This is a genomic window from Streptomyces sp. CC0208, assembly GCF_003443735.1.
Taxonomy (GTDB): domain Bacteria; phylum Actinomycetota; class Actinomycetes; order Streptomycetales; family Streptomycetaceae; genus Streptomyces; species Streptomyces sviceus.
In genome coordinates this window covers 4,265,821-4,279,097 of record NZ_CP031969.1, presented here as the reverse complement: position 1 = coordinate 4,279,097, position 13,277 = coordinate 4,265,821, and the positions used below count along the sequence as shown (strand labels likewise).

Sequence of the window (13,277 nt, the reverse complement as noted above, 5' to 3'; positions counted from 1 at the left end):
GACAAGCCAGGGCGTCGTCGGTCATGCCGCGCACCTTAGCGGCGCAACCTCTTTGTCCCGAACTCTCTGCTGGGTGGCTATTGAGCTCTGGTGGACTGGTCAGGCGGCTGTCTCCGGTTGTCGGCAGTCAGCTGAGGCCATGATGATTGCTGTACTGCAACGGCTCCGGAAAGCATGCTCACGGAGACCCTGCTAATGATTTCGACCTGGGAAGAGGCCACGCAAGGGGCGTAAGTTTCTCTGATCCACACGCCCCTCACACGAAGGGGCTTCCATCGCCCGGGTGTCGTATCGACCATGCCCAGGATCTTGGGTGCCGTTCCCGTGCCGTCGTTGTCCGCTACCGACAACGCGACGACCTGTGGACAGAAGGCCAACGCCAGGCCGTGGCTCTCGTCGCCTCTGTGTGGCTACGCACCGCGCGTCTTCGGGAGGTCCAGTTCCGCCCATACCGTCTTGCCGACCGTGAGTCTTTCCACCGCCCAACGACCGGCCAGCACGCGGACGATGAGCAGGCCTCGGCCGAACTGGTCGTCGGGGTGGGACGGTCGGGAGCCGGGGAGGCGTTCTCCTCTCGGGTCGGTCACCGCGATCCGGAGTGCGGTGTCGGTGAGGGTCGTCTCGACGCGGAAGAGGCGGTCTCGTAGGCAGCCGTGCAGCAGGGCGTTCGTGCACAACTCGCTTGCCAGCAGCGCCGCGTCGCCGGCGAGGGCCGGGTGTCCCCAGTCGACGGTGAGTTCGGCGACGCGTCTCCTGGCGAGGGGGATGCTGCGTGGGTACGGGATGTAGCTGGCCTCGTCGTAACGGGCGTAGGACTTGGGTGGGCCGGGAGGGCAGGAGTCGGTCACGGGATCCTCCGGGGTGTGGGGGAGTTGAGGTGGCTCCGCCGTGCGGGCAGCACGGTGCACTTCCGCCAACTGGTTTCCCTGAGTGGCTGATCGAGTACTGACGGTAGCCTCTAGGGGAATTGGCCAGCAATCGAACAGGACAGAAATATTGCTGGCCCTGGTGAAGGGGAGTACGCGTGGCAGGCAGGAACCCCGACCGTGGGAAGACCATTACTACCGTTCTGGGGCGACGGCTCGGTGGTGAGCTGCTGCGGATGCGAGAGGCGTGTGATCTCCGGCAGACACATGCCGCCGAAGCTCTGACCGCGTCCGTCACCAAGGTGGCGAAGATCGAGCGCGGGCAGGTGCCGTTGCGCGATCCCGACATCAGGGCCTTGTCTCATCTGTACGGCGAGACCGACGAGACAGTTATCGGCAAGCTGCTCGCGCTCGCCAAGGCGGATCGGGAACGGCGTAAGGCAAAGGGCTGGTGGAACCGGTACCCGCAGCTGACGGCCCAGATCGAGTACGTGGCCCTGGAGGACATCGCCACGGAACTCCGAACCTGGCAACTCACCTTTGTGCCCGGCCTTTTGCAGACCGCCGACTATGCCCGTGCTCTCGCGGTCGGGAACGGATCCTGGGACGACCTCGACGAGATCGAGACCTTCGTCGAGGCGAGGATGGCCCGGCAGGCGAGGCTGGGCGGCGAACGCCCGCTACAGCTTTGGGCGTTGCTTCACGAGGGGGCCGTGCGTCAACTGGTCGGTGGCCGGGATGTCATGCGGGCTCAGCTGGAGCATCTGCTGGAGGCGGCGCACCTGCCCAACGTGCGGGTCCAGTTGGTCCCGTTCATCGCTGGTGCCCACCCCGGGATGACCTGTGCCTTCACCGTCGTCTCCTTCGCTGAGCCCGGTGCTCTGGACGTCGTACAGGTGGATACTTCGTCGACGAAGGTCTGGTTGGAGAGCGAGACTGACGCCGCACATCACAACGCGACCTTCGATCGGATCACGCGGCTCGGACTCGCGCACAGCAACTCCGTAAGACTCATCGACAGCATCCGCAAGGAGATGTAGGGCCCGTGTCCGACTACGAGTTCAGGAAGTCCACCCACAGCAGCGGCGACGCGCACGGCGAGTGCGTCGAAGTCGCCCGCAATCGCCCCGGCACCATCGCCGTCCGCGACTCCAAGACCCCCGACGGACCGATACTCCAGGTCGTCCCAGACACCTGGACCACCTTCATACGGTCCCTGCACGAGGCCCACCCCTGACTGACCTGACCCGCTTCGCACGACGGCAGCAGCCGCGGGTACGCCCCAACAGGTCGCCCCACCCCACCCCACCCCACCGCACCGAAAAACCCTTCGCCCCACCCCCACCCCTCCCCCTACCCTCACCCCATGCAGCGTGCCCAAGCCATCGCCATCCCGTCGATCACGACGACGCCGGAGCAGGTCCCGGCGCGCTGACAGCTGACGCAGTCCGAAGCCCCGGGGCGAGTGCCCCGGGGTTTTGTTGTTCCCGTCGGTTCCTCGCCCCACGATGAGCGAGGGAGACCCCCCATGAAGCCGATGCACGACCACCGCCGACTCGGCCGTGAGCTCGATCTGTTCGACACCGATCCGCTGATGGGCGCGGGGCTGCCGTACTGGCTGCCCGACGGGGCCGTCGTACGGCATGTGCTGGAGGAGTACGTCAGGGAGACCGAGCGGGCCGCCGGGTACCGGCACGTGTACTCGCCCGTGCTCGGGAAGCGGGAGCTGTACGAGATCTCCGGGCACTGGGACCACTACAGCGACGACATGTTCCCGCCGATGCGGCTGGGCGGCGGCGAGGGCGAGGGCGAGGAGGTCGTGCTGCGGCCCAGCCTCTGTCCGCACCACGCCCTCATCTATCGGTCACGGTCCCACAGTTACCGTGAACTGCCGCTCAGGTTCGCCGAGTTGGGCGGCATGTACCGCTCGGAGCTGTCGGGCGTCCTCGGCGGTCTGACCCGCGTCCGTTCCATCCAGCTCAACGACGCCCACATCTTCTGTACCCCGGAGCAGGCCGTGGCCGAGGCCCGCGCCGCCCTCGCACTCATCCGGCGCGCCTACGACGACCTCGGCATCCGGGCGGCCAGGTACCGGCTGTCCCTCCCCGGCGACGGCGATGGAAAGTTCGTCCCCGACCCGGAACTGTGGCGCCGCGCCACCGCCCTCCTCGAAGAGGTCCTGGACGGCATCGAGTACGAGTCCGTCGAGGGCGAGGCCGCCTTCTACGGGCCCAAGATCGATGTACAGATCAGCGACCCGGCAGGACGGGAATCCACTCTCTCCACCGTCCAGATCGACTTCCACCAGCCCGAACGCTTCGACCTCCACTACATCGGCCGCGACGGCCGCAAGCACCGGCCGGTGATGGTCCACCGCAGCATCATCGGGAGCGTGGAGCGGGCGGTCGCCCATCTCATCGAGGCGCACGGCGGCGCCTTCCCTGTGTGGCTCGCCCCCGTGCAGCTGGTAATCCTGCCGGTGGCGGAGGAACAGGAGGAACGGGCCCATGACCTCGTACGGCGGGCCGAAGCGCGCGGCATCCGGGCCGAACTCTCGGGCCCCGGCCACGGCACCCTCGGCGCCCGCGTCCGCGCCGCGCGCCTCGTGCCGTACCAGGCGGTGATCGGGCAGCGGGAGGCCGACGCCGGCTGTGCGGCCGTACGGCTGCGGGACGGCCGTAGGCCGGGAGCCGTGCCGGTCGACGAGCTGCTGGAACGGATCGGTGCCCGGGCCGGTGATCGCGGGGCCGAACTCTGGGCGGCTGCGTAAGGTCGGACCCGTACGTCGGACCCGTACGTCGGACCCGTACTTCGGTGACGTACTTCAGTGACGTACGCCAGTGAGGAAAGGATCCCCGCCGTGACCGGTCAGCCCATCCCGGTGATCATCGACTGCGACACCGGTGTCGACGACGCCCTGGCCCTGCTGTTCGCCGTACGGCATCCAGGCATCGACCTGCGCGCGGTCACCTGTGTCGCCGGGAACACCGACGTCGACGGCGTCGTCCGCAACACGCTGACCGTTCTGGAACAGGCCGGGGCCGGGGACATCCCCGTCGCCCGGGGTGCCGCGCGGCCGCTGATCGAGCCCGTGCGCGCCGCGCACCACGTGCACGGCCTCGACGGCATGGGCGACCTTGGGCTGCCCGCGCCGACCCGGGTCGCGGTCGACGTGGACGCGGTGACCCTGCTCAGGCGGGAGATCCTTGCCTCCCCGACGCCGGTCACCCTCATCCCCACCGCGCCGCTGACGAACATCGCCCTGCTGCTCCGCACCCATCCCGACGTGGTGCGGAACATCGAGCGGATCGTGTTCATGGGCGGTGCGGTGGCGACCGGGAACGCCACGCCCGTCGCGGAGTTCAACGTCTGGCACGATCCGGAGGCGGCCGCCGTGCTGCTCACCGCCGGGGTGCCGATCACGATGTACGGCCTGGACGTCTTCGAGCGGGTCGTCGTCCCCGCCGCCGACGTCCAGCGGCTGCGGGCGAGTTCGGAGCCCAGCCTGCGGATGGCCGGGGAACTCCTCGCCCACCGCGACCCGGCCACCTCCGGTGATCCCACCCCCACGGGCGGCCTCGGCGACGCGGGCGCGGTCTGTGCGGTCGTCGACCCGGACGGGCTGACCACCGAACTCCTGCCGGTGGAGGTGAGCCTGGCCCCGGGCCCGACCCGCGGCCAGACCGTGGTCGACCGCCGCCGCCGTCCCGGGGAGTCCGAGATCCACGAGGGCGAGCGTGAAGTGACCCTCGTGGACGTGGGGTTGGACGTGGATGTGGAGCGGTACGTGAAGCTGTGGCTGACGGCGGTGGAGGGGGTCTAGTCACCGAGCCCCGTCCGGTCCCTCAGGAACTGCTGACGCCCCACCGCTGCTCCACCTTCGCGAGCCGCCAGTAGGCGATCGCCGCCGCCCACACCGCCACGAACAGGCCGACGATGACGTAGCCGACGTTGTCGAGGTCGATGTCGGCGATCCAGGTGGTGAGGGCGTCGGTGAGGTCGAACTTGTCGTGCAGGACGCCGACGAGCTCGATCGTGCCGATGAAGAAGGCGACCGCGATGGACAGCCCGGTGATGGCGAGGTTGTAGAAGACCTTGCGGACGGGGTTGGAGAAGGCCCACTGGTAGGCGAAGTTCATGAACGTGCCGTCGAGGGTGTCGAACAGGCTCATGCCGGCGGCGAAGAGGAGGGGGAGGCAGAGGATGGCGTACCAGGGAAGACCCGCGGCCGCACCCGACCCGGCCATCACCATCAGGGTCACTTCCGTGGCCGTGTCGAAGCCGAGCCCGAACAGGAAGCCCAGCGGAAACATCTGCCCCGGCCGGGTGATGGACTTGGTGAGCCGCCCGAGGATCCGGTTCATGAACCCGCGCGAGTCGAGATGCTGCTCCAGTTCCTTCTCGTCGTACGTCCCCTCCCGCATCGCCCGGAAGACCTTCAGGATGCCCATGAGGGCGACCAGGTTGAGGGCGGCGATGAGGTAGAGGAACGACCCGGAGACCGTCGTACCGAGAAATCCGAGGACCTGGTGGGTACGTGAGTCCTCGTTCATGACCTTGCCCGCGAGTTGGGTGCCGCCGGCGATCAGCGCGGCGAGCACGACCACGACACTGGAGTGCCCGAGCGCGAACCAGAACCCGCCGGACACCGGCCGCTTGCCGTCCGCCATCAGCTTGCGCGTGGTGTTGTCGATCGCGGCGATGTGGTCGGCGTCGAAGGCGTGCCGCATACCGAGGGTGTAGGCGGTGATGCCGAGTCCGATGCCGAAGGCCCTGTCGCCCACCTCGTAGTGCTCCGGGACGACGAGCAGGAAGAGGATGCCGAAGGCGACGACGTGCAGGGCGGCTATCGCGGCCATCAGACCGGCCGTCTTGACGGTGTCCTCGCGCCGCCAGCGGAGGGAGGAGGCGGTGGTCTCGGGCAGCGCAGGATCGGTCATACGGTGGTCACTCCAGCACCTCGTGGATGAACGCGTGAGCTGCCGTGGCCGGTCTCCTGGCTTACGGGTCGTGCGTTTCCCTGCCCGCCTTCCCGGCCTGATGGTGACGGCCAGTGACTGTCCCGCGAGGGACGTGGGAGGGAAACTCCCCGATCACAGTGGCGAGGGCCGCACCGGCATGGACCTTTGAGGGGTCGTCACCGGTTTCCCGAGCACCACGGCCCGCCCACCGTAGGCGGGAGCGGGGGCTCCTGCATAGCTGCACACCTGCGCAGGTATGGAAGATCACACGGGGCCGCCTGCGAGGATGAGCGCCATGCACCTCGTCCCGGCCGACCGAGCCGACCGCCGCACGATCGACGGACACCGGGTGTGCGACGCCATCGCCGCGATCGGCGACCCGGGACACGTCCGCACCTGGTCCGACCGCTTCGCCCTCCTCGCCGACCCGAACCGCCTGTCCTTGCTGCTCGCCCTGCACCGCACCGGCCCCCTGGCCGTCTCCGACCTCGCGATCGCGACCGGCATGAACGACCCCGCCGTCTCGCAGGCGCTACGGCTGCTGCGGGCGGCGGGGGTGGTCGCGGGGGAGAAGGAGGGGCGGGTGGTGCGGTACCGGGTGGTGGACGAGGCGGTGCGGGGGTTGTTGGAGCAGGTGTCCTGAGGCCGAGGGGCAGTCCTCGGACGAGCCGGTCCAGCGCCCGCGTTCTTCGGCACCGACACATCGGTGGAGGCCGGTGAACCTCTCCGCGTACCAGGCCGCTTGCAGCTTTGGATCCCGCAGCAGCCGGACCCGGCCGGACGTGTGGAGCAGGTGGATCACCGGCTGTGCTTCTCCGCCTGGTGCAGGCGCTCGGCGTCGTCGACGCCGCACTCGCGCCCCCGCCGCGCGCGCACCTGGGGCAGGTGCGCCGCCTCGTACCGTCCGGGGCGGCTCAGCAGCCGCTGCGTCCGCTGGGGCCTGCGGTGAACTCGTCGTGGCTCGGCGCGCGCTCCCGACCAGCCACCCGCGTCACCCCTCCACCCCCCACCGCTCCGGCCCACCCCCCTTCCACTCGATCCACGGCGACTGCGCCACCTCCGCCGCGTCGATCTCCAGGCCCGCCCGCCGGAGGAACTCCGCCACGTCGGTCAGGTTGTGGGCCAGGCCGAGGATCTCGCCGTCCACGCGGACGCGGCGGCCGCCGGTGGGGGACGGGGGGTGCACGATCACGCGGATCGGTCCGGACATGTCCTCAGGATCGTCCGGGACGTAGGGTCCCGCACTTCGGTCCGTCATGAGTGCGACCGCTCGCGCACGTCGTTGCCGCGGCGCCCCAGGTCACGAAGCTCCCACCACTCCGCAGGGCGGGGGCGCCGCTGCTGCCAGTAGGGGTGGAAGAACAGCTGGACCGAGAGCCGGTGCAGGCGGCGGCGCAGCTCGGTACGGCCGGGGCGCTCGGCGAGCTGCCGGTAGGTGGCACTCCACTCACGCTGTGCCCGGGCCAGGTCGTCGGGGAACGATCGCATGCCGGGATTCAATCATGTGTTCGATTTATTGGGCCATCACGGGCACGGCGATGAGTTCCGGAGAGGTGCCGGGTCTACCGGAACGACGGAAGCCCCTCGAGAGGACCGGAGAACGACATGACCGCCACCTACACCTTCGACGTCTTTTCCAGCCTCGACGGCTACGGCGCCGCCGGCGGCGACTGGAGCGGCTACTGGGGCAAGCAGGGCCCCGAGCTGCTCGACCACCGCCTCGCCCTGTACGGCGCGGAGCAGCGGATGGTCTTCGGGGCCACCACCTTCCGGGCCTTCGCGCGGATGCTGGCCGAGAGCAGTGAGGGGGACGACGTGCGGGACCCCTGGGTCACCCGGATGAGGAACCTGCCGACCACGGTGGTGTCGTCCACGCTGGAGGACTCTCTCGGCTGGCCGGACGCGAGCGTGGTGAGCGGGGACGCCCTCGACGTCGTCGCGCGGCTCAAGAAGGAGTCCGACGTGCCGTTGCGCTCGCACGGCAGCCTGGCGATGAACCGGGCCCTGATGGCCGCAGGCCTGGTCGACCGTGTGCAGGTGACGGTCTTTCCCGTCATCACCGGCCGGACCGGGCTGGACCCCGTCTTCCGGGGCGCGGAGGACTTCGACCTGGAGCTGCTGGAGAGCCGGACGCTCGACAGGAACATCCAGGAGCTCGTCTACCGGCCCATCCTGCACTGAACCGAGAAGGGCCGCCCGCACCGCGAACGGTGGGACGGCCCCTCGGAAAGGGTCAGGTGCAAGGTCAGGCGCGCGAAGCCTTGCGGCGACGCGTGGCGAGCACGATGCCCGCGCCACCCGCGAGCAGCACCGCCGCACCGCCCGCGATCAGCGGGGTGTTGCTGCTGGCGCCGGTCTCGGCGAGGTTGTCACCGCCGCCGTTCGGGGTGGGGACGGCCGGAGCCGTGGTGGACTCCGAGGCGGACGGGGTCGGGGTGCCCGGGGTCTCGGAGGCCGGGGGCGTGCTCTCGGACGCCGGCGGCGTGGACTCGGAGGCCGGCGGGGTCGACTCCGAGGCCGGCGGAGTGGTCTCCGAGGCCGGCGGGGTCGCCGGAGGCGTGGTCTGCGTGGTCGTGCAGTCCTTCGTGCCGCCGTTCCAGGCCGCGATCAGCTTGTCCTTGATGACCGGGTGGTCCGGGCCCTTGGGGAGGTCGCCGTGCGGAAGCCCGTCCTTGGCGTCGAGGTTGCCGTCGAACTTCGTGTTGCCCCGGTAGAGGTCGATCTGCGCGTAGCAGCCGGCGTCCGGGATCGAGATGTCGAGGGAGTCGACGGAGCCGGCCTTGACGGTCACGGTGTCGAAGTCGTGGAAGACCTGCTCGCCGGAGGTGGCGAACGTCGGGCCGTGCGCGCGGTAGGACGCGAGAGAGGCGGTGCAGGTGGACGCGTCGCCCGCCGCGCGGACCTTGACGTGCACCTTGCCGTCGTCGGTCGGCTTCAGGTTCAGGTCGTCGACCTTGACCGAGGCGAAGAAGTTCTTGCCGTCGAGGGAGAACTCGCAGCGGTCGGTCTCGGTCTTCGAGCCGGCGCCCGTACCCGGCTTGTAGCTTCCGCCGTCCTGCCAGCCCTTGCCGCCGGGGCAGTCGGTGGCCGAGGCGACGGAGGCGAGGGCGGCGGAGAAGGCGAGCGTCGCGGCGCCCGTCCCCAACAGGCGCCGCATGGTGACACGTCTCGCTATGGACATACGTATCCCGTCAGGATGAGAGTGAGTGGTAACAGCAAACATTAGAAACACTGGGCCCATTGGTCCCATGGGCCACGGTGTTTGCACATCGTGGATCTCCTTGCGGAATGCTGTCAACCTGCGGTGATACGGGAGCGGTTCAGCGGCCATCACAAATTCGACACACAAGGAACGCTTCACTCCGCAAAATCCAGGTTCTCTTTTCCGTCGACGTGGACAGATATCCCCTTTGTCGCCCTGATGGGCCGTACCTGTCGCACCCGCCCTGCAGAGGAGCCCGCGTGACCGCCCGCACCACCACGCCCGACCCCTCGCCCGATCTCTCCAGCAACGACCCGAACTGGTGGCGGCAGGCCGTCGTCTACCAGGTCTACCCCCGCAGCTTCGCCGACGCCGACGGTGACGGCCTCGGGGACCTCAGGGGCGTCACCGAGCGCCTCACGCACCTGGCCGCCCTCGGCGCCGACGCCCTGTGGCTGAGCCCCTTCTACCCCTCCGAACTCGCCGACGGCGGCTACGACGTGGCCGACTACCGGAACGTCGACCCGCGCCTCGGAACGCTCGACGACTTCGACGCCATGGTCGCCGAGGCTCACCGGCTCGGCCTGAAGGTCATCGTCGACCTCGTCCCCAACCACACCTCCCACCAGCACGTGTGGTTCCAGGAGGCCCTTGCCGCAGGACCCGGGTCCGCGGCGCGCGAGCGGTACGTCTTCCGGGACGGCCGGGGCGCGCACGGCGAACTCCCGCCCACCGACTGGCAGTCCGTCTTCGGCGGCAGCGCCTGGCGGCGGGTCGCCGACGGGCAGTGGTACCTGCATCTGTTCGCCCCCGAGCAGCCCGACCTCAACTGGTCCCACGACGAGGTCCGCGAGGACTTCCGCACCACCCTGCGCTTCTGGTCCGACCGCGGGGTCGACGGCTTCCGCGTGGACGTGGCACACGCCCTGGCCAAGGACCTGACCGAGCCGCTGCGCGACCTCGGCGAACTGCCCGGCGTCGCGGAGGAGGCCCTGCACCTCCTGCCGCCCGGCGGCCACCCCTACTGGGACCGCGACGAGGTCCACGAGATCTACCGCGACTGGCGCACGATCCTCGACTCCTACACCCCGCCCCGCACGGCCGTCGCCGAGGCCTGGGTCCCGGACGTCCGCCGCGCGCTGTACGCCCGCGCGGACGAACTCGGCCAGGCCTTCAACTTCGAGTACCTCCAGACGCCCTGGGACGCCGACGAGCTGCGCCAGGTCATCGCCGACTCCCTCGCCACCGCCCGCGCGGCCCACGCCTCGGCCACCTGGGTGCTCTCCAACCACGACGTCGTACGGCACGCCTCGCGCCTGGTGCTCCCGCCGGGCACCGACGAGAACGCCTGGCTGCTGTCCGGCGGCCACGCGCCCGGGATCGACCTCTCCCAGGGCCTGCGGCGCGCTCGCGCGGCCACGCTGCTCATGCTCGCCCTGCCGGGATCGTCGTACGTCTACCAGGGCGAGGAACTCGGGCTGCCCGAGGTCGCCGACCTGCCCGTCGAGGTGCTCCAGGACCCGATCTGGGAGCAGACGGGCCGGGTCCGCAAGGGGCGCGACGGGTGCCGGGTGCCGCTGCCGTGGACGAGGAGCGGTCCGTCGTACGGCTTCGGAGCGGGCGGTGCCTGGCTGCCGCAGCCGCAGTGGTTCGCCGAGTACGCCGTCGAGGCCCAGGACGGTGTCGAGGGCTCCACGCTGGAGCTGTACCGCACCGCCCTGCGCCTGCGCCGCAAGCTCCTCCAGGGGGAGGAGCTCACCTGGGCGGACGCAGGGCCCGCCGGGGTGCTGGACTTCGTCCGCCACGAGGGCTGGCGGTGTGTCGCCAACCTGTCGGGGACCGCGGTGTCGCTGCCCGCCGGGGAGGTGCTGCTGACCAGCAGCCCGTTGGAGGACGGGCTGCTGGGACCGGACACCACGGCCTGGCTGGGCTAGGGCCAGGGCTATCCGACGGTCGGCGTCGGGGTCGCACCCGCGCCCGTGGCCGGGGTGGCGCCGTTCGCGTTCTCGCCCGGGACCGCGAGCGGCGTGGACGTCGGGTTCGGCGGCGGGGTGAGCACGACCATCGGTGCGCCCGGTTGCGGGGCCGGCGGAGTGAGGTCGCTGCTCGGCAGCTTCGGCGGAGTGGTCTGCATGAAGAGGGCCTGGTCGAAGTTGACGAAGCCGGTCTTCTCCATGACCGTCATGTGGTCGAGCACCGTGTCGTTGGCCATGTCGGCCAGCGACCGCACCAGCGAGTTCTTGGTGGTGGAGCGGATCTTCGAGATCGCGTTGAAGATCGAACCGTGCGTCACCCGCAGGATGTTGGCGAAGTTCGTGTCGAACTGCTGGCCGCTGCTCGACTCGATCGTGTTCACGAAGCCGACCTGCTGCGGGCTCGCCACGTTCGGGATGGTGATGTTGAGCATCGGGGCGATCTTGCGGCAGGCGGCGTCCAGGGCCGCGTGTCCGTCGATGAGATGCTTTCCGGCCTCCTTCACCTCCGGGGTCGTCCCCTTCTGCTGGGCGACCTGCCCCAGCGGGTACTCCCACAGACCGGCCGCCCGCACCTTGACGACGAAGTCGCGGTCCTGCTCGGTCAGCGGGCCCCACTGCGTCTGGGCGATGATTCTGTCCTGAGCGGTCGCAGCCTGACTGACACCCAGCATGGACGGGTACGCGAGCGCGCCCAGCGTCAGTGTGAGGGCTCCGCCCACGAACAGCGTTCCCATCGCGTTGCGCGAGAGTGGCACCGTGCCTCCTGCCCGGTAGGGGTTTCCCGCCGGGAGGCGGGTCGGACGCACAGGAGTACGCACGCGGGGCCGGAGTTGTTCATCACCTCTTCCGGAGGATGACCGGGCTCACAGACGCCCCGTCAGGACAGATGCCCGGCCGCCGGTTGACCGTCCGTTGACCGGTTCTCGGGGAACTCCGGGGGAAATCGCGGGAGAGACCTGACGGGCCCCGGACCTAGATTCGCCGCATGTCCATGCCACAGCGGTCGCAGCGGTCCCCACGGCCCCTCCCCGTCCTCCCGTACCGCAAGCCCACCAAGGGCCGCGACTACTGGGTGCTCGACGACGTGCTCCCGGACGCCGACGCCGTACGGGAACGCTGCCTCGCCAAGGACGACTGGGTACGGGGGCATCCGTACACCTCGGAGACCTGGCCGGGGCTGCGGGCCATGCCCGGACTCGAACCCGGCGAACTCGCGACCGTGGAACGGCTGGTGCGCAAGGCGACCGGGGCCGGGAAGCTGTGGGTGCAGCAGGCGCCCGGCGGGGGCACCCTCAACCACAACTGCGTACAGGTCGTCGGGAAGGGCGAGAGCGAGCCTCGGCCGCACACCGACTCCCGGGCGCTGTGCCGGTACGCCGCCGTGCTGTATCTCAACCCCGGCGTGCCCAAGGACTGCGGCACCAGCTTCTACCGGCAGTCCCTGCCCGGCGGCCGGCTCGGTGGCAACGTCGTGCAGGCCCCGCACAACAACCTCGTCGAGGCCCTCGGCACCCGGTTCGTCGCGCCCGACGCCTTCGAGGAGGACGTACGGGTACCGCACAAGTACAACCGGCTGCTCCTCTACAACGCCAACCTCGTGCACAGCGCGACCGGTTACACCGGCAGCACGCTGGAGGAGAAGCGGATGACGGCCGTCTTCTTCTGGATGGCCTGACCCCGCCACGGGCCGGTCGGCGCGTCAGTAGCGCACCGCCCGGGACACCTTCGCCCGCACGTCCCCCGACAGGTGGTGCGTACTGCGGGCGGTGCCCTTACCGGAGCCGCCCGCCGGGACGTCCGGCACCGTCACCACCACCGTGTCCAGCAGCTTGCCCGTCGTGTCGGTGAAGTCGACCTGGACGGCGAAGGACTTCGCCGAGGCCGCCCTGTTGGCGGCGGTGACCGCGACCGCCGTACGGCCGTCGGAGGCGGTCGTGGGCGCGCCGATCCGCACGTCGTCCTTGGCGTCGACGCCGTTCTTGATGTCGTCGAACCGCCGGCCCGCCTCCGCCGTCGCCGAGGCCACCGCGTCCCCGGCGCGGGAGGCGGCCGACGCGACCTTGCTCGCCACCGACGAGGGGCTGTCGTCGTCGGAGCAGGCGGTCAGGCCGGTGAGGGCCAGGGCCGTCAGCAGCGCGGCCGTCGTCCAGCGGGTCATCTCGCCTCCCGGATGCAGGTCCCTCCAGTGAAGGCCCGCCGCGCCGCGGCCGCACGCCCCGCGTCACCCGTACGGCCCACTCCCGTGGTGGCCGGGCCCGCCGCGCCGGATGGT

General features: G+C 70.0%; 15 protein-coding genes and 1 riboswitch. Of the genes, 8 read left to right on the top strand and 7 right to left on the bottom strand.

Annotated elements, in window-relative coordinates; translation table 11 throughout:
* Positions 1-410: 410 nt before the first annotated feature.
* A complete protein-coding gene (locus D1369_RS19575; protein ID WP_037900820.1) occupies positions 411-848 on the bottom strand; it encodes an ATP-binding protein in 438 nt (145 codons plus the stop codon).
* Positions 849-1,024: 176 nt separating this feature from the next.
* On the opposite strand from D1369_RS19575, the gene D1369_RS19570 reads away from it, so the two are divergent.
* The 4 genes from D1369_RS19570 (at position 1,025) to D1369_RS19555 (ending at position 4,689) form a co-directional block, all read left to right on the top strand.
* Positions 1,025-1,906, top strand: a complete 882-nt coding sequence (locus tag D1369_RS19570; protein ID WP_007383439.1) for a helix-turn-helix transcriptional regulator — start codon at positions 1,025-1,027, stop codon at positions 1,904-1,906.
* A gap of 5 nt (positions 1,907-1,911) precedes the next feature.
* The gene (locus D1369_RS19565) at positions 1,912-2,103 is read left to right on the top strand and encodes a DUF397 domain-containing protein (RefSeq protein WP_007383440.1); all 192 of its coding nucleotides are present in this window, start codon (positions 1,912-1,914) and stop codon (positions 2,101-2,103) included.
* A 300-nt stretch (positions 2,104-2,403) separates the two neighbouring features.
* Positions 2,404-3,636 (top strand): threonine--tRNA ligase, encoded by a 1,233-nt coding sequence (gene thrS / locus D1369_RS19560; RefSeq protein WP_037903503.1) that lies wholly within the window; start codon positions 2,404-2,406, stop codon positions 3,634-3,636.
* A 90-nt stretch (positions 3,637-3,726) separates the two neighbouring features.
* Positions 3,727-4,689: a nucleoside hydrolase gene (locus D1369_RS19555; protein ID WP_007383442.1), complete on the top strand. Its 963-nt coding sequence runs from the start codon at positions 3,727-3,729 to the stop codon at positions 4,687-4,689.
* A gap of 22 nt (positions 4,690-4,711) precedes the next feature.
* Here D1369_RS19555 and D1369_RS19550 read toward each other — a convergent pair whose 3' ends face one another.
* The gene (locus D1369_RS19550) at positions 4,712-5,806 is read right to left on the bottom strand and encodes a HoxN/HupN/NixA family nickel/cobalt transporter (protein WP_007383443.1); all 1,095 of its coding nucleotides are present in this window, start codon (positions 5,804-5,806) and stop codon (positions 4,712-4,714) included.
* 28 nt (positions 5,807-5,834) lie between these two features.
* Positions 5,835-6,041: riboswitch (cobalamin riboswitch) on the bottom strand.
* Between the two features lie 81 nt (positions 6,042-6,122).
* On the opposite strand from D1369_RS19550, the gene D1369_RS19545 reads away from it, so the two are divergent.
* Complete coding sequence (locus D1369_RS19545; RefSeq protein ID WP_037900822.1) at positions 6,123-6,470, top strand: metalloregulator ArsR/SmtB family transcription factor; 348 nt, start codon at positions 6,123-6,125, stop codon at positions 6,468-6,470.
* A gap of 348 nt (positions 6,471-6,818) precedes the next feature.
* On the opposite strand, the gene D1369_RS19535 is transcribed toward D1369_RS19545, so the two are convergent.
* Both D1369_RS19535 and D1369_RS19530 read right to left on the bottom strand, forming a co-directional pair.
* Positions 6,819-7,037 carry a hypothetical protein gene (locus D1369_RS19535; RefSeq protein WP_007383445.1) on the bottom strand — a complete coding sequence of 73 codons (219 nt, stop codon included), beginning with the start codon at positions 7,035-7,037 and terminating at the stop codon, positions 6,819-6,821.
* A gap of 44 nt (positions 7,038-7,081) precedes the next feature.
* Positions 7,082-7,315 carry a hypothetical protein gene (locus tag D1369_RS19530; protein ID WP_037900825.1) on the bottom strand — a complete coding sequence of 78 codons (234 nt, stop codon included), beginning with the start codon at positions 7,313-7,315 and terminating at the stop codon, positions 7,082-7,084.
* A 117-nt stretch (positions 7,316-7,432) separates the two neighbouring features.
* On the opposite strand from D1369_RS19530, the gene D1369_RS19525 reads away from it, so the two are divergent.
* Positions 7,433-8,008 (top strand): dihydrofolate reductase family protein, encoded by a 576-nt coding sequence (locus tag D1369_RS19525; RefSeq protein ID WP_007383447.1) that lies wholly within the window; start codon positions 7,433-7,435, stop codon positions 8,006-8,008.
* A gap of 64 nt (positions 8,009-8,072) precedes the next feature.
* Here D1369_RS19525 and D1369_RS19520 read toward each other — a convergent pair whose 3' ends face one another.
* Entirely contained in the window at positions 8,073-9,008 is a 936-nt protein-coding gene (locus D1369_RS19520; RefSeq protein WP_037900827.1) for an LAETG motif-containing sortase-dependent surface protein, read from the bottom strand.
* A 281-nt stretch (positions 9,009-9,289) separates the two neighbouring features.
* Between D1369_RS19520 and D1369_RS19515 the strand changes: the two genes are divergently transcribed.
* Complete coding sequence (locus tag D1369_RS19515) at positions 9,290-10,963, top strand: alpha-amylase family glycosyl hydrolase (protein WP_007383449.1); 1,674 nt, start codon at positions 9,290-9,292, stop codon at positions 10,961-10,963.
* Positions 10,964-10,971: 8 nt separating this feature from the next.
* On the opposite strand, the gene D1369_RS19510 is transcribed toward D1369_RS19515, so the two are convergent.
* Entirely contained in the window at positions 10,972-11,739 is a 768-nt protein-coding gene (locus tag D1369_RS19510; protein ID WP_202477794.1) for a DUF4142 domain-containing protein, read from the bottom strand.
* A 251-nt stretch (positions 11,740-11,990) separates the two neighbouring features.
* Between D1369_RS19510 and D1369_RS19505 the strand changes: the two genes are divergently transcribed.
* Positions 11,991-12,680 carry a DUF6445 family protein gene (locus D1369_RS19505; RefSeq protein WP_007383451.1) on the top strand — a complete coding sequence of 230 codons (690 nt, stop codon included), beginning with the start codon at positions 11,991-11,993 and terminating at the stop codon, positions 12,678-12,680.
* Positions 12,681-12,704: 24 nt separating this feature from the next.
* On the opposite strand, the gene D1369_RS19500 is transcribed toward D1369_RS19505, so the two are convergent.
* Positions 12,705-13,163, bottom strand: coding sequence for a hypothetical protein (locus D1369_RS19500; RefSeq protein ID WP_007383452.1), 459 nt, complete (start codon positions 13,161-13,163; stop codon positions 12,705-12,707).
* Between the last annotated feature and the right edge of the window lie 114 nt (positions 13,164-13,277).